Origin of the sequence: Serratia sp. N21D137 (assembly GCF_047530005.1) — a bacterium.
Taxonomy (GTDB): Bacteria; Pseudomonadota; Gammaproteobacteria; order Enterobacterales; family Enterobacteriaceae; genus Chania; species Chania fonticola_B.
Window position 1 is genome coordinate 133,433 of the sequence record NZ_JBLJAJ010000002.1, and the last position, 22,215, is coordinate 155,647.

Consider the following 22,215-nt stretch of genomic DNA (forward strand, 5'->3'; position numbering starts at 1 on the left):
GACCCTTTTCAATCAAGGAGTTGTCCATGCCAGAAGGGCCGGAGATCCGCCGGGCGGCAGATAAGCTGGCGGCGGTGATGATCGAGCAACCACTGACCGAAGTCTGGTTTGCTTTCCCGCAACTGAAACACTATCAGGCCGAGCTGGTCGGTGAACGTATCACTGCCATCGAACCGCGCGGTAAAGCCTTGTTAACTGATTTCTCCAACGGTTTGACCATGTACAGCCACAACCAGCTTTACGGCGTGTGGAAGGTGGTGCGAGCGGGCGAAACACCAGAAACCAAGCGCGATCTGCGCGTGCGACTGGAGACGGCCGAGTGGGCGATCTTGTTGTATAGCGCTTCGGATATCACCATTGCGCCGCGCGGTGAGATCGAGCAACACCCGTTCTTAAAACGTATTGGTCCTGACGTGCTGGATATGGCTTTGACCGTAGAGCAGGTGGAACAGCGGCTGTTATCGCCGGCGTTTTGTAAGCGCCAGTTGGGCGGAATGCTGCTGGATCAGTCTTTTCTGGCTGGCCTGGGCAATTACCTGCGAGCCGAGATTTTGTGGCAGGTAGAACTGGCACCCAAGCATAAGCCGCAGGATCTCACCCCTGATGCGCTGCATCAGTTGGCGCAGGCGCTGTTGGATATTCCACGCATTTCATATCAGACCCGTGGTCAGGTAGATGAAAATCGCCATCACGGTACGCTGTTCAGCTTCAAGGTGTTTCATCGCAGCGGTGAGCCTTGCCCGCGCTGTGGCGCGATGATCGAGAAAACGGCGCTATCTTCGCGGCCGTTCTATTGGTGCCCGGTTTGCCAGCAGTAAGCCATAAAAAACGCTGCCAGTGAGGCAGCGTTAAGTCGATAGGGTCATTAGCCGAGTTGGGGCGACTATGACGCCCCCTGCTAAGCTTACTTTTTAACCTGAGACTTGAACTCACGCTCGGCATAGCCGGTATACAGCTGACGTGGACGAGCGATCTTGATGCCTTCGTCATGCATTTCGTTCCAGTGGGCAATCCAGCCAATGGTACGGGCAATCGCGAAGATCACCGTAAACATGGAAGAAGGAATACCCATCGCTTTCAGGATGATACCTGAATAGAAATCGACGTTCGGGTACAGTTTCTTCTCGATGAAGTACGGGTCGTTCAACGCGATATGTTCCAGTTCCATCGCGACCTGCAGCAGGTTGTCGTCTTTCTTGTTCAGTTCTTTCAGCACTTCGTGACAGGTTTCACGCATCACGGTGGCGCGCGGATCGTAGTTTTTGTACACGCGGTGGCCAAAGCCCATCAGACGGAACGAGTCGTTCTTGTCTTTGGCACGTTTGATGAACTCAGGGATGTGCTCAACGGTTTTGATCTCTTCGAGCATCTTCAGTGCCGCTTCGTTGGCACCGCCGTGCGCTGGCCCCCACAGGGAAGCGATACCGGCCGCGATACAGGCAAACGGGTTGGCACCGGATGAACCGGCGGTACGCACGGTGGAGGTGGACGCGTTCTGCTCATGGTCGGCATGCAGGATCAGAATACGATCCATGGCGCGTTCCAGCACTGGGTTCACCACGTACTCTTCGCAAGGTGTAGCAAACATCATGCGCAGGAAGTTACCGGCGTAGGACAGGTCGTTGCGTGGGTAAACAAACGGCTGGCCAAGGGAATACTTGTAACACATCGCTGCCACGGTAGGCATTTTGGACAGCAGGCGGAACGCGGTGATCTCACGGTGACGTTCATTGTTGACGTCCAGCGCATCGTGATAGAACGCAGCCAGGGCACCTGTTACCCCGCACAGCACCGCCATTGGGTGCGAGTCACGGCGGAAACCACGGAACAGATGGGTGATCTGGTCGTGGATCATGGTGTGACGGGTTACCGTGGTTTTGAAAGTTTCGAACTCTTCAGCACTCGGGGTTTCGCCGTACAGCAGGATGTAGCACACCTCCAGGTAGGAGGACTCTTTTGCCAACTGCTCAATCGGGAAGCCGCGGTGCAGCAGGATACCTTTGTCGCCGTCGATGAACGTGATTTTGGATTCACAGGAAGCGGTAGAAGTAAAGCCGGGATCAAATGTGAAATAACCTTTGGAGCCCAGGGCGCGTACGTCAATAACATCAGGGCCCAGTGAAGGGGTGAGCACGCCCAGTTCGATCGGAGCTTCGCCGTTGTTGATGCTTAGCGTCGCTTTCTTATCAGTCATTTACAGTCTCCTTAACGCCTTATTTTAAAAACCTCTAACAACTGAAATACCTTAAATCTCCGCAGGTTGCCCGCAATAAAGTCGAGCGAACGCTAACTCTGTGAGCGACAGCGCATTTGCGCCGGTAGGGGACAGAGTTTGCACCAGGCGAACAAGACGGGTTAGCAGCCGTTAACGATTCATCGGGATTCGTTATTTTCTTTTAATCATTACCTACGATCTGTTTGGAATGTTAACCACATACACTATCGCTACACTGTTGCATAACTTGTGCTTAGGGGGAAGTGTATCCGGTGACCGCTAGTGCATCATAGGGTTGATTGCTGACCTATTTGTAATGGAAATGTTGATCTCTTGTCAAATCAGATAATTAATTTCGTGCTAAATGTAATAATCGTGATCTAAATCACTGTTCTGGGGAAATGTGACCAAAGGGATTGTATGGGAATTGTAATAAGAATGTGAACCTCCTATACTGCCGCCAGGTCTCCGGATTACCCTGAAGTAGGAGCACCCAGCGTTATCACTACGCGCCGTTTAAGCACTAGGATGTCGATGTTTGAGCGCGTGAGGTGTAAGAGTGAAAGCTCTTGGACGCTGTCTGATCCCCACCCAGGCCCGGAGGAAGGAAAATAATAAGAGCTGTGTGGGCAAAACCGTGAAAAAACAAAGACCTGTCAATCTGGATCTGCAAACGATCCGGTTTCCTGTAACTGCGATAGCGTCCATCTTACACCGAGTCTCTGGCGTAATTACTTTCGTTGCCGTGGGCATTCTCCTCTGGCTGCTGGGTATCTCTCTCTCTTCTCAAGAGGGCTTCCTGCACGCTGCCGCCATCATGAATAGCTTCTTCGTGAAATTCATTTTCTGGGGGATCCTCACCGCGTTGGCCTATCACATTTGCGGTGGCATTCGTCACTTGTTAATGGATTTTGGCTATATCGAAGAGAGTTTAGCCGCAGGTACCCGTTCTGCCCAGGTGGCGTTCGGTCTGACCGTCGTGCTGTCAATTCTGGCTGGAGTCCTCGTATGGTAAGCAACGTTTCTGCATTAGGACGTAACGGCGTACACGACTGGTTGTTACTGCGTGCTTCCGCCATCGTCATCACCCTGTATGTGCTCTATATCCTGGGCTTCGTCGTTACGGCTCCGGACATCACCTATGAAATCTGGCGCGGCTTCTTCGCCACCTCCATTACGAAAGTATTCACCTTGCTGACATTGCTGTCGATCCTGGTTCACGCCTGGGTGGGAATGTGGCAGGTGCTGACGGACTATATCAAGCCACTGGCGTTACGCCTGGTGCTGCAACTGGCGATTGTCGTCACGTTGCTGGTCTATTTACTGTACGGAACAATCGTCGTGTGGGGTGCTTAAATGAAACTGCCAATCAGAGAGTTTGATGCAGTTGTTATCGGTGCTGGTGGCGCAGGTATGCGCGCGGCGCTGCAGATTTCCCAGGCGGGCTCAACCTGTGCGCTGCTTTCCAAAGTATTCCCGACCCGTTCCCATACCGTGTCTGCACAAGGTGGCATTACCGTAGCCTTGGGCAATAACCACGAAGACAACTGGGAATGGCATATGTACGACACGGTGAAGGGTTCCGACTATATCGGTGACCAGGACGCCATTGAATATATGTGTAAAACCGGCCCGGAAGCGATTCTGGAGTTGGAACACATGGGCCTGCCGTTCTCCCGTCTGGACGATGGCCGCATTTATCAACGCCCGTTTGGCGGCCAGTCACTGAACTTTGGTGGCGAGCAGGCGGCCCGTACCGCTGCGGCGGCGGACCGTACCGGTCACGCGTTGTTGCACACCCTTTATCAGCAGAACCTGAAAAACCACACCACCATCTTCTCCGAGTGGTATGCGCTGGATCTGGTGAAAAACCAGGATGGTGCAGTAGTTGGTACCACCGCTATCTGTATCGAAACCGGTGAGGTCGTGTACTTCAAGGCCAAGGCAACCATTCTGGCTACCGGTGGGGCAGGTCGTATTTACCAATCCACCACCAACGCCCACATCAATACCGGTGACGGTGTCGGTATGGCGCTGCGTGCCGGTGTACCGGTGCAGGATATGGAAATGTGGCAGTTCCACCCAACCGGTATTGCCGGGGCTGGCGTATTGGTCACCGAAGGCTGTCGCGGTGAAGGTGGTTACCTGCTGAACAAACATGGCGAACGTTTCATGGAACGTTATGCGCCAAATGCCAAAGATCTGGCGGGCCGTGACGTAGTGGCACGTTCGATCATGATTGAGATCCGTGAAGGCCGCGGCTGTGACGGTCCTTGGGGCCCTCATGCTAAGCTGAAACTGGACCACTTGGGTAAAGAAGTGCTGGAGTCCCGCCTGCCGGGTATTCTGGAACTGTCCCGTACCTTCGCCCACGTCGATCCGGTGAAAGAGCCGATCCCGGTCATTCCTACCTGCCACTATATGATGGGCGGTATTCCGACCAAAGTGACCGGCCAGGCGCTGACCGTGAACGAGAAAGGCGAAGACGTGGTGATCCCGGGCCTGTTCGCGGTAGGTGAAATTGCCTGCGTATCGGTACACGGTGCCAACCGTCTGGGCGGCAACTCGCTGCTGGATCTGGTGGTATTTGGTCGCTCTGCCGGTATGCACCTGCAAGAGTCGTTGGCAGAGCAGGGCGATAGCCGCGATGCTAGCGAATCGGACGTTGAAGCTTCACTGGATCGTCTGAACCGTTGGAACAACACCCGTTCTGGTGAAGATCCGGTGGAAATTCGTAAGGCACTGCAATCCTGTATGCAGCATAACTTCTCGGTGTTCCGCGAAGGTGATGCGATGGCGAAAGGGTTGGAAGAGCTGAAAGTGATCCGTGAACGTCTGAAGAACGCACGCCTGGATGATACCTCCAGCGAATTCAACACCCAGCGCATCGAATGCCTGGAGTTGGATAACCTGATGGAGACCGCGTATTCCACTGCCGTGTCGGCCAACTTCCGTACCGAGAGCCGTGGCGCGCATAGCCGCTTCGACTTCCCGGAGCGTGATGATGCCAACTGGCTGTGCCATTCGCTGTATCTGCCGCAATCGGAAAGCATGACACGTCGTGAAGTGAACATGCAACCGAAGCTGCGCGCAGCATTCCCGCCGAAAGTGCGTTCTTACTAATTGCGGAGCTCGATTGATGAAACTTGAATTCTCTATCTATCGCTACAATCCGGATGTTGATAGCGCCCCGCATATGCAGGACTTCAGCCTGGAAGCGGAAGAAGGCCGTGACATGATGCTGCTGGATGCGTTGATCCAGCTGAAAGAAAAGGACCCGACCTTATCTTTCCGCCGCTCTTGCCGTGAAGGCGTGTGCGGTTCAGACGGTATCAATATGAACGGTAAGAACGGTCTGGCCTGTATTACCCCGGTCTCGTCGTTGCGTAAAGGCAACAACAAGATTGTGATCCGCCCGCTGCCGGGGTTACCGGTGGTACGCGATCTGGTGGTGGATATGGGACAGTTCTATACCCAGTATGAAAAAATCAAGCCGTTCTTGATTAATGATGGCAAGAATCCTCCGGCGCGTGAGCACCTGCAAACGCCGGATCAGCGGGAAAAACTGGATGGATTGTACGAATGTATTCTCTGTGCCTGTTGCTCCACCTCTTGCCCATCGTTCTGGTGGAACCCTGACAAGTTTGTTGGCCCGGCCGGTCTGTTGGCGGCGTACCGCTTCCTGATCGACAGCCGTGATACGGAAACTGAAGCACGATTGGACGATCTGAACGACGCTTTCAGTGTTTTCCGCTGCCATAGCATTATGAATTGTGTCAGTGTATGTCCTAAGGGCTTGAATCCGACCCGTGCAATTGGTCATATCAAGTCTATGCTGCTGCAACGCGGCGCATAAACAGAACGAGATGCTGCGCCGGGGGCTTTACCGGCGCACATCCCAAGAGGGTATCTCTAAAAACTGACCCGTGATTGTGGTTAAAGGCAATCAGGTTTGTCCCGCCGGTTTTTAGAGGTTCCTTGTATGGGGCCGCAAGGTCCAAAACAGAACGTGCACTTGTATAAGCACGTCTAGTGAACCGTTAAGCGTACCATTACGGTAATTATGTTAACCACGGCGAAAACTGAAGCTTTAAAGCTTAAGGGATCAAAATGCAGAACGGCGCAATGAAGGCCTGGCTGGATTCCTCCTATCTGGCGGGCGCGAACCAGTCCTACATAGAGCAGCTCTATGAAGACTTTTTAACCGATCCGAGTTCCGTTGAAGATAGTTGGCGTTCGATTTTCCAGCAACTACCAACTGCGGGTGTCAAACCCGATCAGCTCCACTCCCAAACGCGAGATTACTTCCGCCGCCTGGCGAAAGATTCTGCTCGTTATAACACCACCATCAACGATCCTGAAACCGATGCCAAGCAGGTCAAGGTATTGCAGCTGATCAACGCCTTCCGCTTCCGTGGGCATCAGCACGCCAACCTCGACCCGTTAGACCTGTGGAAGCAGGAGCGCGTTCCCGATCTCGATCCGGCGTACCACAACCTGACCGAAGCCGACTTCCAGGAAACCTTCAACGTGGGTTCTTTTGCCATCGGCAAAGAAACCATGAAGCTGAGCGATCTGTACGCGGCGCTGAAGCAGACCTACTGCGGTTCGATCGGTGCCGAGTATATGCACATCACCAACACCGAAGAGAAACGCTGGATCCAGCAGCGCATTGAATCGGTAGCGGGGCGTGCCAGCTTCACCACCGATGAGAAACGCCGTTTCCTGAGCGAACTGACGGCGGCCGAAGGGCTGGAGCGTTACCTGGGTGCCAAATTCCCTGGGGCCAAACGCTTCTCGCTGGAAGGTGGCGATGCGCTGGTGCCGATGCTGAAAGAAATGGTGCGTCACGCAGGCAAAAACGGCACGCGTGAAGTGGTGCTGGGCATGGCCCACCGTGGCCGTCTGAACGTGTTGATCAACGTGCTGGGTAAAAAACCGGCCGACCTGTTCGACGAGTTTGCCGGCAAGCATAAAGAACACCTGGGCACCGGTGACGTGAAATATCACCAGGGCTTCTCTTCCGACGTGGAAACCGAAGGCGGCATGGTTCACCTGGCGCTGGCGTTTAACCCGTCGCACCTGGAAATCGTCAGCCCGGTTGTCATGGGGTCTGTACGTGCCCGCCGCGACCGTCTGGACGAAGCGCGCAGCAACATGGTGCTGCCAATCACCATTCACGGTGACGCAGCAATCACCGGGCAGGGCGTGGTTCAGGAAACCCTGAACATGTCGCAGGCTCGCGGTTATGAAGTGGGCGGTACGGTGCGTATCGTCATCAACAACCAGGTTGGCTTCACTACCTCCAACCCGTTGGATGCGCGTTCTACCCAATACTGTACCGATATTGCCAAGATGGTGCAGGCTCCTATCTTCCACGTGAATGCCGATGATCCGGAAGCGGTGGCCTTTGTCACTCGTCTGGCGTTGGATTTCCGTAACACCTTTAAACGTGACGTGATGATCGATCTGGTCTGCTACCGTCGCCATGGGCATAACGAGGCCGATGAGCCAAGTGCTACCCAGCCGGTGATGTACCAGAAGATCAAGAAACACCCAACGCCACGCAAAATCTACGCTGACGTACTGACCGAACAGAAGGTTGCCAGCCTGGAAGATGCCACGGAAATGGTCAACCTGTATCGCGATGCTCTCGATCGCGGTGACTGCGTGGTTGAAGAGTGGCGTCCGATGAACCTGCACTCCTTTACCTGGTCGCCATACCTGAATCATGAGTGGGACGAAGAGTACCCAAGCAAGGTTGAGATGAAGCGCCTGCAGGAACTGGCTCGCCGCATCAGCAGCGTACCGGAAGCGATCGAAATGCAGTCGCGCGTGGCGAAAATCTACGGCGATCGTGCCGAGATGGCCGCAGGCAACAAACCGTTCGACTGGGGCGCAGCGGAAACGCTGGCTTACGCCACCATGGCTGATGAAGGCATCCCGATCCGTATTTCTGGTGAAGATGCTGGCCGTGGCACCTTCTTCCACCGCCATGCGGTGGTGCACAACCAGAAAAATGGTTCTGTCTATGTCCCGCTGGCGAATATCCACAGCGGCCAGGGCGAATTCAAAGTCTGGGACTCGGTGCTGTCTGAAGAAGCCGTTCTGGCATTCGAATATGGCTACGCCACCGCAGAGCCGCGCACCCTGACTATCTGGGAAGCGCAGTTTGGTGACTTTGCCAACGGTGCTCAGGTAGTGATCGACCAGTTCATCAGCTCCGGTGAGCAGAAGTGGGGCCGTATGTGTGGCCTGGTGATGCTGCTGCCGCACGGTTACGAAGGCCAGGGCCCAGAGCACTCCTCTGCACGTCTGGAACGTTACCTGCAGCTGTGTGCAGAACAGAACATGCAGGTGTGCATCCCGTCCACTCCGGCACAGGTTTACCATATGCTGCGCCGTCAGGCGTTGCGCGGTATGCGCCGTCCGCTGGTGGTGATGTCACCGAAGTCCTTGCTGCGTCATCCGCTGGCAGTCTCTTCCCTGGAAGAACTGGCAAACGGCACCTTCCAACCGGCCATCGGCGAAATTGACGAGCTGGATGCCAAAGCGGTAAAACGCGTGGTGCTGTGTTCTGGTAAGGTTTATTACGATCTGCTGGAGCAACGCCGCAAGAACGACCAGAAAGACGTGGCCATCGTACGTATCGAGCAGCTGTATCCGTTCCCGCATCAGGCCGTTCAAGCGGTATTGGAACAGTATGCCCACGTGCATGATTTCGTCTGGTGTCAGGAAGAGCCGTTGAACCAGGGTGCCTGGTATTGCAGCCAACACAATTTCCGTGAAGTGATCCCGTTTGGGGCCTCTTTACGTTACGCAGGACGTCCAGCCTCTGCCTCTCCGGCGGTGGGTTATATGTCCGTACACCAGAAGCAGCAGCAGGCTCTGGTGAATGACGCGCTGAATATTGAAGAAAAAATTTAAAGGAAAGCTAATGAGTAGCGTAGATATTCTGGTTCCTGACCTCCCTGAATCCGTTGCCGATGCGACCGTCGCCACCTGGCATAAAAAACCGGGTGACACCGTTCAGCGTGACGAAGTGCTGGTTGAAATTGAAACCGACAAAGTCGTATTGGAAGTGCCTGCCAGTGAAGCCGGCGTACTGGAAGCGATCCTGGAAGACGAAGGCGCAACCGTGACTTCACGTCAGCTTCTCGGGCGTATCCGTCAGGGTGACAGCTCTGGCAAGCCGACCGAAGCGAAAGCTCAGAGCGTTGAATCAACTCCGGCACAGCGTGCAACCGCCAGCCTGGAAGAAGAGAACAACGACGCACTCAGCCCGGCGATCCGCCGCCTGATTGCCGAACACGATCTCGATGCTGCCGCCATCAAAGGCAGCGGCGTGGGTGGCCGTATCACGCGTGAAGACGTAGAAGCGCACCTGGCTGCCAGCAAGAAAGCGGCACCGACTGCAGCAGCCCCAGCGGCGGCACCTCAGCCAGCCTTGGGCGGTCGTAGCGAAAAACGTGTTCCTATGACCCGCCTGCGCAAACGCGTGGCCGAGCGCCTGTTGGAAGCGAAGAACAGCACCGCGATGCTGACCACCTTCAACGAAATCAACATGCAGCCGATCATGGATCTGCGCAAGCAGTACGGTGAAGCCTTCGAAAAACGCCACGGTGTACGTCTGGGCTTTATGTCCTTCTACATCAAAGCGGTAGTCGAAGCGCTGAAACGCTTCCCGGAAGTGAACGCCTCTATCGACGGCAGCGACGTGGTTTACCACAACTACTTCGATATCAGCATTGCGGTTTCGACCCCGCGCGGCCTGGTAACCCCGGTACTGCGTGACGTTGACTCCATGAGCATGGCGGACATCGAGAAGAAAATCAAAGAGCTGGCGATCAAAGGCCGTGACGGCAAATTGACCGTGGAAGAACTGACCGGCGGTAACTTCACCATTACTAACGGCGGCGTCTTCGGTTCATTGATGTCCACCCCGATCATCAATCCACCGCAGAGCGCCATCCTGGGTATGCACGCCATCAAGGATCGCCCGATGGCGGTCAATGGTCAGGTCGTGATCCAGCCGATGATGTATCTGGCTCTGTCTTACGATCATCGTCTGATCGATGGCAAAGAGTCGGTGAGTTATCTGGTAACGGTGAAAGACATGCTGGAAGATCCGGCTCGTCTGCTGCTGGACGTTTAATCCCTGCAAGGGCGTGGTTTTTGCCGCGCCCACACCCTATGCTATGTGGCCGATAAGTCATGCGGAATACCGCGAAAGTGACCCGGCTAAAACTTTCTGACCTGAATGGATAGAACATCATGAATTTACACGAATATCAGGCAAAACAGCTGTTTGCTCGGTATGGCATGCCAGCACCAACCGGTTACGCCTGTACCACTCCGCGTGAAGCAGAAGAAGCCGCATCTAAAATCGGCTCCGGCCCGTGGGTGGTAAAATGTCAGGTTCATGCTGGCGGCCGTGGTAAAGCTGGTGGCGTTAAAGTCGTTAACAGCAAAGAAGATATCCGTGCTTTTGCCGAAGCCTGGCTGGGTAAACGCCTGGTGACTTACCAGACCGATGCGCTGGGCCAGCCGGTTCACCAGATCCTGGTAGAAGCGGCCACCGATATCGACAAAGAGCTGTATCTGGGGGCGGTAGTTGACCGTGCCAGCCGTCGCGTAGTGTTTATGGCTTCTACTGAAGGCGGCGTTGAAATTGAGAAAGTTGCGGAAGAGACCCCGGAACTGATCCACAAAATGACCATCGACCCACTGGCAGGCCCACAGCCTTACCAGGGGCGTGAGCTGGCGTTCAAACTGGGCCTGACCGGTAAGCAAGTCGGCCAGTTTGCCAAAATCTTTATGGGCCTGGCAACGTTGTTCCTGGAGCGCGATCTGGCGATGGTTGAGATCAACCCGCTGGTAGTGACCAAGCAGGGCGATCTGATCTGCCTGGACGGTAAGCTGGGTGCCGATGGCAATGCCCTGTTCCGCCAATCTGAACTGCGTGAAATGCGTGACCCTTCTCAGGAAGACGAGCGTGAATCCCGTGCGGCCCAGTGGGAGCTGAACTATGTTGCCCTCGACGGTAATATCGGTTGCATGGTGAACGGTGCCGGTCTGGCGATGGGTACCATGGACATCGTGAAACTGCACGGTGGCGAACCAGCCAACTTCCTGGACGTGGGTGGTGGTGCAACCAAAGAGCGCGTGACCGAAGCCTTTAAAATCATCCTGTCTGACGACAAGGTGAAAGCGGTGTTGGTGAACATCTTCGGTGGCATCGTACGTTGCGATCTGATCGCTGACGGTATCATTGGCGCGGTAGCCGAAGTGGGTGTTAACGTCCCGGTGGTCGTGCGCCTGGAAGGGAACAACGCCGAACTGGGCGCCAAGAAACTGGCGGACAGCGGTTTGAATATCATTGCTGCGACCAGCCTGACTGATGCGGCTCAGCAAGTTGTTGCGGCAGTGGAGGGTAAATAATGTCCATTTTAATCGATAAGAACACCAAAGTAATCTGCCAGGGTTTCACCGGTAGCCAGGGTACCTTCCACTCCGAACAAGCTATCGCTTACGGCACCAAAATGGTGGGGGGCGTGACTCCGGGCAAAGGCGGTACTGAGCACCTGGGTCTGCCAGTGTTCAACACCGTGCGTGAAGCTGTTGAAGCGACCGGTGCTACCGCGTCTGTTATCTACGTGCCAGCGCCATTCTGCAAAGACTCCATTCTGGAAGCCATCGATGCAGGCATCAAACTGATCATCACCATCACCGAAGGCATCCCAACTCTGGATATGCTGACCGTGAAAGTGAAGCTGGATGAAGCCGGTGTGCGCATGATCGGCCCGAACTGCCCAGGTGTGATCACCCCGGGCGAATGCAAGATCGGTATCATGCCTGGCCATATTCACCTGCCAGGCAAGGTGGGTATCGTTTCCCGTTCAGGTACTCTGACCTATGAAGCGGTAAAACAAACCACTGACGCCGGTCTGGGGCAGTCTACCTGCGTAGGTATCGGCGGTGACCCGATCCCGGGTTCCAACTTTATCGATATTCTGAAGTTGTTCCAGGAAGATCCGCAGACCGAAGCTATCGTGATGATCGGTGAGATTGGCGGCAGCGCGGAAGAAGAAGCGGCAGCCTATATCAAAGAGCACGTCACCAAGCCGGTAGTCGGCTATATCGCCGGTGTTACTGCACCGAAAGGCAAGCGTATGGGCCATGCTGGCGCCATCATTGCCGGCGGCAAAGGGACTGCGGATGAGAAGTTCGCGGCTCTGGAAGCGGCAGGGGTGAAAACCGTACGCAGCCTGGCTGATATCGGTGATGCAGTGAAGGCGATCCTGAATCGTTAGTACCGTATAGCAAATAATAATATCTCGACATGTTTGGCCGCCTTTGGGCGGCCTTTTTTGTATGTCACTGAGAGAGAAGGGCGTTTTGCAAGGCATTGTTGCTGGAGGTGCGAGCCGACCACTCAGTGCTTGCAGGTTCTGGGATCAACCTCGCAACATGGTCTATGATTACTTAGCAAAAAGCAGATTTGTGAGTTAACTCACTGCAATCGTCATTGGAAATAAAAAGTTAATATCTATCGAATGGTAATGCTGAAGTAATACAATTGGGGGTATTTTAAATTACATTTATTTAACACAAAGATATCAATAAAAAACAATTAAACCATTGCTTAACATGGGCGCTGGGAAATTACAGCAAATTGCGTAATGAGCCTAGCAATAATATGCAGATAGGCTTAAATTGTTTTAGATCAATATTGGCCTGGCTACCTATTTAGGCTGATTTTTGACCTGTAGCCAAAAGTCCAACCTGTGTCACGCAAATACCTATTTATTGTATGGGCTTTGGCGAGTATCATGCCACTGTGTAATTACGGATGGTTGATCTTGTTGCATTTGTTACCCGCTGTCGGTTTTCATTGGTGCGTTTTGCTCCCGTCCCTCGTGGTCTGGCTCTGAACGTGCGGTTGAAAGCGGAGAGGCTGGATCAAATTTTGTTGTGTTTAAGGGCATTCACTGCGGGGCGTTACCGGCTACTCTTTCGGGAGTAATACCGATAACCGCAAGTCGGAGTCTTCCTGCGAGGAGCAAGGAGTCAAGATGTTTGATATTGTCGAACTGTCGCGCTTACAGTTTGCTTTAACGGCGATGTACCACTTCCTATTTGTCCCATTAACGCTGGGTATGGCGTTTTTGCTGGCAATTATGGAAACGGTATATGTGCTGTCCGGCAAACAAATTTATAAAGATATGACCAAATTCTGGGGCAAGTTATTTGCAATCAACTTTGCTCTGGGTGTGGCCACCGGGTTGACCATGGAGTTCCAGTTCGGGACCAACTGGTCATACTTCTCTCATTACGTCGGTGACATCTTCGGGGCCCCGCTGGCTATCGAAGGTCTGATGGCGTTCTTCCTGGAATCGACGCTGGTCGGTCTGTTCTTCTTCGGGTGGGATCGCCTGAGCAAGATCCAGCACATGACGGTCACCTGGTTTGTTGCCCTCGGCTCAAACCTGTCTGCGTTGTGGATCCTGGTCGCCAACGGCTGGATGCAAAACCCAATCGCCTCCGACTTCAACTTTGAAACCATGCGCATGGAGATGCTCAGCTTCTCCGAGCTGGTTTTGAACCCGGTCGCTCAGGTGAAGTTTGTTCACACCGTGGCCTCAGGCTACACCACCGGTGCGATGTTCGTGCTGGGTATCAGCTCCTACTATCTGCTGAAAGGGCGTGACGTTGCTTTTGCCAAGCGTTCGTTCGCCATTGCTGCCAGCTTCGGTATGGCTGCGATCCTTTCTGTTATCGTACTGGGTGATGAATCCGGTTACGAAATGGGGGACGTGCAGAAAACCAAACTGGCTGCCATTGAAGCCGAATGGGAAACTCAACCGGCTCCGGCCGCATTTACCCTGTTCGGCATCCCGAACCAGGAGAAAATGGAGAACTCCTTCGCGATTCAAATTCCTTGGGCGCTCGGCCTGATTGCTACCCGTTCTATCGACACCCCGGTTATCGGCTTGCGCGAACTGATGGCACAGCACCAGGTGCGTATCCGTAACGGTATGAAAGCTTACCAACTGCTGGAAGAACTGCGTGGCGGTAATACCGATCCAGCAGTGCGCACCGCATTCAACGATACCAAACAGGATCTGGGTTACGGCATGCTGCTCAAGCGCTATACCGAAAACGTCACCGACGCGACGGAAGCGCAGATCCAGCAGGCAACCAAAGACTCTATCCCACGCGTTGCTCCACTGTACTTCGCCTTCCGTATCATGGTGGCCTGTGGTGTGCTGATGCTGTTTATTATCGGCTTGTCATTCTTGAGCGTGGTACGTGGTCGTATCGGTCAGAAGAAATGGCTGCTTCGCGCTGCGTTGTTCGGCCTGCCATTACCATGGATTGCCGTTGAAGCGGGCTGGTTCGTGGCGGAGTATGGCCGTCAGCCGTGGGCGATAGGTGAGGTGCTGCCAACCGCAGTCGCCACCTCTTCGCTGACCGCAGGCGACATTCTGTTCTCGATGGGGCTGATATGCGGCTTGTACACCCTGTTCCTGGTGGCTGAAATGTACCTGATGTTCAAGTTTGCACGTCTGGGTCCAAGCAGCCTGAAAACTGGCCGCTACCACTTTGAACAACCGACTGCCGCCGTGCAGGAAGCGCGCTAAACAGGAGTCCAAGATATGTTTGATTACGAAGTACTGCGATTTATCTGGTGGCTCCTGGTTGGCATCCTGCTGATCGGTTTCGCCGTCACCGATGGTTTCGATATGGGTGTCGGTATACTGATGCGCATTATCGGTAAAACCGATACCGAGCGCCGGGTCATGATCAACGCCATTGCCCCGCACTGGGACGGTAACCAGGTGTGGCTGATCACCGCCGGTGGCGCATTGTTCGCCGCCTGGCCAATGGTCTATGCTGCCGCGTTCTCTGGTTTCTATGTGGCCATGATCCTGGTGCTGGCTGCCTTGTTCTTCCGCCCGGTCGGTTTTGACTACCGCTCGAAGCTGGAGAACAGCACCTGGCGTAACATGTGGGACTGGGGCATCTTTGTCGGTAGCTTCGTGCCTGCGGTGGTGTTCGGCGTGGCGTTCGGTAACCTGTTACAGGGCGTACCGTTCCATATCGATGAATATCTGCGTCTGTTCTATACCGGCAACTTCTTCCAACTGTTGAACCCGTTTGGTTTGCTGGCCGGTATTGTCAGCCTGACCATGCTGGTGACTCAGGGGGCCACCTACCTGCAGATGCGTACCACTGCCGAGATTCACCTGCGCTCACGCGCTGCAGCGCAGATTTCTGCGCTGGTGATGGGCGTATGCTTCCTGTTGGCGGGTATCTGGCTGGTGAAAGGTATCGACGGTTTCGTGATCACCTCAGCACTGGATACGGCAGCGGAATCCAACCCACTGCGTAAAGAAGTCGCTCATCAGGCGGGTGCCTGGTTGATCAACTTCAACAAGTATCCATCCCTGTGGGCACTGCCGGCGTTGGGCGTGGTTCTGCCACTGTTCACTATCCTGTTTGCCCGTTTGGACAAAGCTGCGATGGCGTTCCTGAGTTCATCACTGACGATTGCCTGTGTGATCCTGACGGCTGGGGTAACCATGTTCCCGTTCGTTATGCCATCAAGCACCGTGCCTAACGTCAGCCTGACCATGTGGGATGCGACTTCCAGCCTGTTCACGCTGCAGGTGATGACCGTTGTTGCCATTATCTTCGTGCCAATCGTTCTGGCGTACACCGCTTGGGCGTACTACAAAATGTTTGGTCGCCTGGATAAGAACTTCATCGAAAAAAATAAGCATTCGCTGTACTAAGCAAAAGGAGCTAAACCATGTGGTATTTTGCCTGGATCCTCGGAACGCTTCTTGCCTGTGCCTTCGGTATCATCACGGCGCTGGCGCTTGAGCACAGTGAAGATTCAAAAGCGCAGCAAGACGGTAAGTGATGAGTTCGTCACTGGTGGATAAGCTGTACGCTATCACCGACAAGGGCCCGGTTCGGGCCCTTTCATTGGTGCTGGCGGTGATTTTGGCGGGATGTATCTTTTGGGATCCTAGCCGCTTTGCAGCACGTACCAGCTCATTAGAGATTTGGCAGGGTATCTTGCTGATCTGGGCAGTATGTGCAGGCATTGTTCACGGTGTCGGCTTCCGATCACAGAGCACGTTTTGGCGTGCATTTTTCGCGCCATTACCTGCAATTGTGATCCTGGCCGCAGGATTACTTTACGTTTCTTTATAATCTATTACGCATCCCCCCGGTTATGGGCCATTCAGGCCCATAATTATTTTCATTCCCATTCAGTAACCCATTCCCAACCCGATCCGTCTTGCGTATAGTAGCAATCGTTCAATTGCCTTGGTTTGGAAGTCTCGTGAGTAATAAGTTGTTTCGATGGCCGGTTCGTGTTTACTTTGAAGACACCGATGCCGGTGGTGTGGTCTACCATGCCCGTTACGTCGCTTTTTATGAAAGAGCGCGCACCGAGATGCTGCGTCAACATAACTTTCATCAACAGCAGCTGCTCAGTGAAGAACATGTCGCTTTCGCTGTCCGGCGTATGACGGTGGATTATCTGTCACCAGCTCGTCTTGACGATCTGCTGGAAGTGCAGAGCAAAATCACCTCAATACGCGGGGCTTCTCTTACGTTTGCTCAACGCATTGTTAATTCTGACGGTACTCTCTTGAGTCAGGCCGATGTATTGATTGCATGCATTGATCCACACCAAATGAAGCCGATAGCGCTTCCTAAGTCTATTGTCGCGGAGTTTAAGCAGTGACTGACATGAACATCCTAGATCTATTCTTGAAGGCGAGCCTGCTGGTCAAGTTTATCATGCTGATTTTGATATGCTTTTCAGTGGCCTCTTGGGCGATTATCATCCAGCGTACCCGCATCCTCAATGCGGCCACTCGCGACGCCGAAGCCTTCGAAGACAAATTCTGGTCTGGTATCGAGCTTTCCCGTCTGTATCAGGAAAGCCAGGCACGTCGCGATAGCCTGACTGGCTCAGAGCAGATTTTCCATTCCGGTTTTAAAGAGTTTGCCCGTTTGCACCGCGCTAACAGCCATGCGCCGGAGTCGGTGATCGAAGGCGCAACGCGTGCGATGCGTATTTCGATGAATCGTGAGCTGGAAACGCTGGAAAACCATATTCCTTTCCTCGGCACCGTGGGTTCCATCAGCCCGTATATCGGCCTGTTTGGTACCGTGTGGGGGATCATGCACGCCTTTATCGCCTTGGGTGCGGTAAAACAAGCCACCTTGCAGATGGTAGCACCGGGTATCGCCGAAGCGTTGATCGCTACGGCCATCGGTCTGTTTGCCGCGATCCCTGCCGTTATGGCCTATAACCGCCTAAATCAGCGCGTTAACAAGCTTGAGCAGAATTACGACAACTTTATGGAAGAGTTCACCGCTATTCTGCATCGTCAGGCCTTCTCCAGCGACAGCAAATAAGAAGTAGGAGGGTAGCATGGCGAGAGTTCGTGGTCGTAACAAGCGTGAGCTGAAGTCGGAAATCAACATTGTTCCGCTGCTGGACGTCTTGTTGGTGCTGTTGCTGATCTTTATGGCAACTGCGCCAATCATCACCCAAAGCGTTGAAGTTGATTTGCCTGATGCCACCGATTCCAAGACGGTATCCAGCGACGATAATCCACCGGTGATCCTGGAAGTTTCCGGCGTAGGTCAGTACACCCTGGTGGTGGATCACAACCGTATGGAGCTGTTGCCGCCTGAGCAGGTGGCGGCCGAAGCCAAGTCGCGTCTGGCAGCTAATCCGAAGACGGTGTTTTTGATCGGTGGGGCCAAGGAAGTACCGTACGATGAGATTATCAAGGCATTGAATATTCTGCATCAGGCGGGTGTCGCTTCCGTAGGGTTGATGACCCAGCCAATCTAACCGTAAGGTCAGTGGCAACCCGGTTCCTGCCCTGTGGCGCAGGAACCCCGTTTAAGCAGCAGTTTTTGGGATTCTATTTTGGTAAAGGCAACTGAGCAAAATGATAAGCTGAACCGTTCCGTGATTGTATCGGTGGTTCTGCACATTCTATTGATTGCCCTGTTGATTTGGGGTTCGCTGTACGAAAATACTGAAATGAGTAGTGCAGGCGGCGGCGGTGATGGTTCCGTGGTCGGGGCCGTGATGGTCGATCCAGGGGCGGTGGTAGAGCAGTACAATCGCCAACAGCAACAGAGCAGCGATGCACAGCGTGCAGAAAAGCAGCGCCAGAAGAAGGCGGAGCAGCAGGCTGAAGAGCTGCAGCAGAAGCAGGCGGCGGAACAGCAGCGCCTGAAAGAATTGGAACAAGAGCGTTTGGCCGCGCAGGAAAAAGCCGCGCAGGACGCCAAGGCACAGGCCGAACAGCAGAAGAAAGCTGCCGAGCAGCAACAACAGGCCGCTGAGCAGCAGAAAGCAGCAGAAGCCGCTGCGGCGAAGGCCAAAGAACAACAGAAGGCAGCCGAGCAAGCTGCGGCGAAAGCCAAAGCCGAGGCGGATAAAATAGCCAAGGCGCAAGCAGACGCACAGAAGAAAGCCGAAGCGGAAGCCAAGAAAGAAGCTGCCGCTGCCGCCGCTGCTAAAAAGCAGGCGGAAGAGGCGAAGAAAGAAGCCGCCGCTGCCGCAGAACAGAAGGCTGCTGAAGCCGCAGAGAAGAAAGCCGCTGCTGACGCCGAGAAGAAAGCGGCAGCAGAGGAAGCTAAAAAAGCCGCCGCTGCCGAGAAGGCTGCTGCCGCCAAGAAAGCCGCAGATGCTAAGAAGAAGGCCGCAGCTGAAGCAGCTAAACAGTCTGCTGATGTAGATGATTTATTCGGTAGCTTGGCCGATGGCAAAAATGCGCCGAAAGGTGGAGGTGCCAAGGCTAAAGGTGACGCAGCCAAGGCGCAAGGTGAGGGGAATGCCAAAACTGCAGGGGCAAGTGGAGCGGATATCAGTGGTTATAAGAGTCAGATTCAGGCCGCTATCAAGAGCAAGTTCTATGATGCTGGTTTGTATGTGGGCAAAACCTGCGATTTGCGTATTAAGCTAAGACCTGATGGCTTTATGTATGAGGTGGAGGCTGTGGGGGGCGATCCTGCCTTGTGTCAGGCTGCTGTTGCAGCTGCAAAACAGGCGCGTATTCCTAAACCGCCAAGTGATGCAGTTTATCAGCAATTTAAGAGTTCTATACTTGAATTCAAGCCGCAATAACTGTTGTTATAGCTGAGTTAAACGCATGGATGTACCAAGGTAACCAACAGGGAATATGTAGTGTTGTTGGCGTTGGTTTGTTAAAATTCTGCTAAATTATCGCAGGCATACCGCCTGGATAAGGGAGATGAGATGAAGCAGGCATTTCGAGTAGCGTTAGGTCTTATTGTTCTGTGGGCATCCGTGCTGCATGCGGAAGTTCGCATTGAAATCACCCAAGGGGTCGACTCCGCTCGCCCGATTGGCGTGGTGCCATTTAAATGGGCGGGCCCAGGCACGCCTCCGGAAGATGTTGGCCAGATCGTTGGTGCAGATCTGCGTAACAGTGGCAAATTCAACCCGATTGATGTGGCACGTATGCCGCAGCAACCTACCACCGCGTCTGAAGTGACGCCAGCGGCCTGGACTGCGCTGGGCATCGATGCCGTAGTGGTTGGCCAGGTTCAGCCTGGTGCCGACGGCAGCTATCTGGTTTCCTACCAACTGGTCGATACTTCAGGTTCGCCTGGCACCGTATTGGCACAAAACCAGTTTAAAGTGACCAAACAGTGGCTGCGTTATGCGGCTCATACCGCCAGCGATGGCGTGTTTGAGAAGCTGACCGGTATCAAGGGCGCATTCCGTACCCGCATCGCTTACGTGGTGCAGACCAACGGCGGGAAATTCCCGTACGAACTGCGCGTATCGGATTACGACGGCTATAACCAGGTTCCAGTGCATCGTTCACCAGAGCCACTGATGTCACCGGCCTGGTCGCCGGATGGCAGCAAACTGGCCTACGTGACCTTTGAGAGCGGCAAATCTGCGCTGGTGATCCAGAACCTGTCTGATGGTGCTATCCGTCAGGTAGCTTCGTTCCCTCGTCACAACGGTGCACCTTCCTTCTCTCCAGACGGTACTCGTTTGGCTTTCGCCTTGTCTAAAAGCGGTAGCATGAACCTGTATGTGATGAATTTGGCTTCTGGTCAGATCTCTCAGATTACCGATGGCCGCAACAATAATACCGAACCTTCCTGGTTCCCGGACAGCCAGTCTCTGGCCTTTACCTCTGACCAGGGGGGGCGTCCTCAAATTTATAAAATCAGTGCCAATGGTGGTGCATCACAACGTCTGACCTGGGAAGGTGCCCAGAATCAGAACGCCACTGTGAGTTCTGATGGTAAATTCTTGGTGATGGTAAGCTCCAATAATGGAGCTCAGCATATCGCCAAACAAGATCTCGGATCGGGAGCCGTTCAAGTATTAACGGACACGTTCCTGGATGAATCGCCTAGTATCGCACCAAACGGCACCATGGTGATCTATAGCTCCACGCAAGGTATGGGCTCCGTGCTGCAGTTGGTATCGACTGATGGGCGCTTCAAAGCGCGTCTTCCGGCAACTGATGGACAGGTAAAATCCCCTGCCTGGTCGCCGTATCTGTGATGCATGTTTAAAATATGTATGGCAAAAACTATAAAAGGATCAAAGAAATGCAACTGAACAAAGTGCTGAAAGGGCTTCTGCTGGCACTGCCAGTTCTGGCTGTAGCAGCTTGTAGTTCTAACAAAAGCGCTAATAACGATCAATCCGGTATGGGCGCTGGCACTGGTACAGAAAACGGCAGCAGCAACCTGTCTTCTGAAGAACAAGCACGTCTGCAGATGCAAGAACTGCAACGTAACAACATTGTTTACTTCGGCCTGGACAAATATGACGTCAGCTCTGAGTTCGCTCAGATGCTGGATGCGCATGCTGCTTTCCTGCGTAACAACCCATCCTACAAAGTGACTGTTGAAGGTCATACGGATGAGCGTGGCACGCCAGAATACAACATCGCTCTGGGTGAGCGTCGTGCTAACGCAGTTAAAATGTACCTGCAAGGCAAAGGCGTTTCTGCTGACCAAATCTCTATCGTTTCTTACGGTAAAGAAAAACCAGCAGTACTGGGCCACGACGAAGCAGCCTATGCTAAAAACCGTCGTGCCGTTCTGGTTTACTAAGAGAATCGCATGAACAGTAACTTCAGACGTCACCTGTTGAGTCTGGCGTTACTGGTTGGCGTAGCGGTCCCATGGGCCGCTACTGCCCAAGCGCCAATCAGTAATGTCGGGTCCGGCTCGGTCGAAGACCGTGTCACATCACTTGAGCGTATCAGTAATGCTCAGGGTCAGCTTTTAAACCAACTCCAGCAACAACTCTCTGACAACCAACGCGATATCGATACGCTCCGTGGGCAGATCCAGGAAAGTCAGTATCAGTTGAATCAGGTGGTTGAACGCCAGAAACAGATCTATCAACAGATGGATAGCCTTAGCCAGGGGGGCGCACAGAATTCCGCTGGTGCAGCAGCGGGGGCCGCAGGTGGTACAGCCGCCGCGGCGTCCTCTGACGGCGCTGGCAGCGCCCCTGCGGGTGCGACAGCCGCTGCGGCTAGTACGGGCGATGAAAACAGCGACTACAACGCCGCTGTTTCACTGGCGCTGGAAAAAAAGCAGTATGACCAGGCGATCTCCGCTTTTCAGGCTTTCATAAAGCAGTATCCGAAATCCACTTACCTGCCTAATGCCAACTATTGGCTGGGCCAGTTGTACTACAACAAGGGTAAGAAGGAAGACGCGGCATACTATTATGCAGTGGTGGTTAAGAGTTACCCAAAATCACCCAAGGCGCCGGACGCGATGTATAAAGTTGGGGTGATCATGCAGGAAAAAGGGCAGGCTGATAAAGCCAAAGCCGTTTACCAGCAGGTGATCAAATCGTACCCGACCAGCGATGCGGCCAAGCAGGCCAAGAAACGCGAAGCGAGTTTGTAAGTAAAAACCGAGCCCAGAAGTTAGTC

21 protein-coding genes are annotated in these 22,215 nt (G+C 53.8%); 20 read left to right on the forward strand and 1 reads right to left on the reverse strand.

Features of this window, described 5'->3' with window-relative positions:
• Window positions 1–26 precede the first annotated feature (26 nt).
• Window positions 27–818: an endonuclease VIII gene (gene nei, locus ACMV5H_RS02450; protein ID WP_115158775.1), complete on the forward strand. Its 792-nt coding sequence runs from the start codon at window positions 27–29 to the stop codon at window positions 816–818.
• 86 nt (window positions 819–904) lie between these two features.
• On the opposite strand, the gene ACMV5H_RS02455 is transcribed toward nei, so the two are convergent.
• The gene (locus tag ACMV5H_RS02455) at window positions 905–2,194 is read right to left on the reverse strand and encodes a citrate synthase (RefSeq protein ID WP_021805275.1); all 1,290 of its coding nucleotides are present in this window, start codon (window positions 2,192–2,194) and stop codon (window positions 905–907) included.
• A gap of 646 nt (window positions 2,195–2,840) precedes the next feature.
• Here ACMV5H_RS02455 and sdhC point away from each other — a divergent pair.
• From sdhC to cpoB, 19 genes are all read left to right on the forward strand, one after another.
• Window positions 2,841–3,230, forward strand: a complete 390-nt coding sequence (gene sdhC / locus ACMV5H_RS02460) for a succinate dehydrogenase cytochrome b556 subunit (RefSeq protein ID WP_024483149.1) — start codon at window positions 2,841–2,843, stop codon at window positions 3,228–3,230.
• Window positions 3,224–3,571 (forward strand): succinate dehydrogenase membrane anchor subunit, encoded by a 348-nt coding sequence (gene sdhD / locus ACMV5H_RS02465; RefSeq protein WP_021805273.1) that lies wholly within the window; start codon window positions 3,224–3,226, stop codon window positions 3,569–3,571. Before sdhC ends, sdhD begins: the two co-directional genes overlap by 7 nt.
• A complete protein-coding gene (gene sdhA / locus ACMV5H_RS02470) occupies window positions 3,572–5,338 on the forward strand; it encodes a succinate dehydrogenase flavoprotein subunit (protein ID WP_059200169.1) in 1,767 nt (588 codons plus the stop codon).
• Between the two features lie 16 nt (window positions 5,339–5,354).
• Window positions 5,355–6,071, forward strand: coding sequence for a succinate dehydrogenase iron-sulfur subunit (locus ACMV5H_RS02475; protein WP_414821402.1), 717 nt, complete (start codon window positions 5,355–5,357; stop codon window positions 6,069–6,071).
• A gap of 254 nt (window positions 6,072–6,325) precedes the next feature.
• Entirely contained in the window at window positions 6,326–9,142 is a 2,817-nt protein-coding gene (gene sucA / locus ACMV5H_RS02480) for a 2-oxoglutarate dehydrogenase E1 component (RefSeq protein WP_021805270.1), read from the forward strand.
• 10 nt (window positions 9,143–9,152) lie between these two features.
• Window positions 9,153–10,370 carry a 2-oxoglutarate dehydrogenase complex dihydrolipoyllysine-residue succinyltransferase gene (gene odhB, locus ACMV5H_RS02485; protein ID WP_414821403.1) on the forward strand — a complete coding sequence of 406 codons (1,218 nt, stop codon included), beginning with the start codon at window positions 9,153–9,155 and terminating at the stop codon, window positions 10,368–10,370.
• Window positions 10,371–10,489: 119 nt separating this feature from the next.
• Window positions 10,490–11,656, forward strand: coding sequence for an ADP-forming succinate--CoA ligase subunit beta (sucC, locus tag ACMV5H_RS02490; protein WP_004949756.1), 1,167 nt, complete (start codon window positions 10,490–10,492; stop codon window positions 11,654–11,656).
• Window positions 11,656–12,528, forward strand: coding sequence for a succinate--CoA ligase subunit alpha (sucD, locus tag ACMV5H_RS02495; RefSeq protein WP_021805268.1), 873 nt, complete (start codon window positions 11,656–11,658; stop codon window positions 12,526–12,528). Before sucC ends, sucD begins: the two co-directional genes overlap by 1 nt.
• 762 nt (window positions 12,529–13,290) lie before the next feature.
• On the forward strand, window positions 13,291–14,859 hold the full coding sequence (gene cydA, locus ACMV5H_RS02500) for a cytochrome ubiquinol oxidase subunit I (RefSeq protein ID WP_021805267.1): 1,569 nt from the start codon (window positions 13,291–13,293) through the stop codon (window positions 14,857–14,859).
• A gap of 15 nt (window positions 14,860–14,874) precedes the next feature.
• On the forward strand, window positions 14,875–16,014 hold the full coding sequence (gene cydB / locus ACMV5H_RS02505) for a cytochrome d ubiquinol oxidase subunit II (protein WP_021805266.1): 1,140 nt from the start codon (window positions 14,875–14,877) through the stop codon (window positions 16,012–16,014).
• Window positions 16,015–16,031: 17 nt separating this feature from the next.
• Complete coding sequence (gene cydX / locus ACMV5H_RS02510; protein ID WP_021805265.1) at window positions 16,032–16,145, forward strand: cytochrome bd-I oxidase subunit CydX; 114 nt, start codon at window positions 16,032–16,034, stop codon at window positions 16,143–16,145.
• Window positions 16,145–16,441, forward strand: coding sequence for a cyd operon protein YbgE (gene ybgE / locus ACMV5H_RS02515; protein ID WP_021805264.1), 297 nt, complete (start codon window positions 16,145–16,147; stop codon window positions 16,439–16,441). Before cydX ends, ybgE begins: the two co-directional genes overlap by 1 nt.
• Before the next feature lie 133 nt (window positions 16,442–16,574).
• A complete protein-coding gene (gene ybgC, locus ACMV5H_RS02520) occupies window positions 16,575–16,982 on the forward strand; it encodes a tol-pal system-associated acyl-CoA thioesterase (protein WP_021805263.1) in 408 nt (135 codons plus the stop codon).
• Complete coding sequence (tolQ, locus tag ACMV5H_RS02525; protein WP_024483139.1) at window positions 16,979–17,662, forward strand: Tol-Pal system protein TolQ; 684 nt, start codon at window positions 16,979–16,981, stop codon at window positions 17,660–17,662. The genes ybgC and tolQ overlap by 4 nt, the downstream gene beginning before the upstream one ends.
• Before the next feature lie 16 nt (window positions 17,663–17,678).
• On the forward strand, window positions 17,679–18,107 hold the full coding sequence (gene tolR, locus ACMV5H_RS02530; protein ID WP_021805261.1) for a colicin uptake protein TolR: 429 nt from the start codon (window positions 17,679–17,681) through the stop codon (window positions 18,105–18,107).
• Between the two features lie 78 nt (window positions 18,108–18,185).
• Complete coding sequence (gene tolA / locus ACMV5H_RS02535; RefSeq protein ID WP_037375210.1) at window positions 18,186–19,394, forward strand: cell envelope integrity protein TolA; 1,209 nt, start codon at window positions 18,186–18,188, stop codon at window positions 19,392–19,394.
• A gap of 132 nt (window positions 19,395–19,526) precedes the next feature.
• Complete coding sequence (gene tolB / locus ACMV5H_RS02540) at window positions 19,527–20,819, forward strand: Tol-Pal system beta propeller repeat protein TolB (RefSeq protein ID WP_115158776.1); 1,293 nt, start codon at window positions 19,527–19,529, stop codon at window positions 20,817–20,819.
• Window positions 20,820–20,866: 47 nt separating this feature from the next.
• The gene (pal, locus tag ACMV5H_RS02545; RefSeq protein WP_065686444.1) at window positions 20,867–21,376 is read left to right on the forward strand and encodes a peptidoglycan-associated lipoprotein Pal; all 510 of its coding nucleotides are present in this window, start codon (window positions 20,867–20,869) and stop codon (window positions 21,374–21,376) included.
• Between the two features lie 9 nt (window positions 21,377–21,385).
• Window positions 21,386–22,189, forward strand: a complete 804-nt coding sequence (gene cpoB, locus ACMV5H_RS02550) for a cell division protein CpoB (RefSeq protein WP_021805256.1) — start codon at window positions 21,386–21,388, stop codon at window positions 22,187–22,189.
• The last annotated feature ends 26 nt before the right edge of the window (window positions 22,190–22,215 follow it).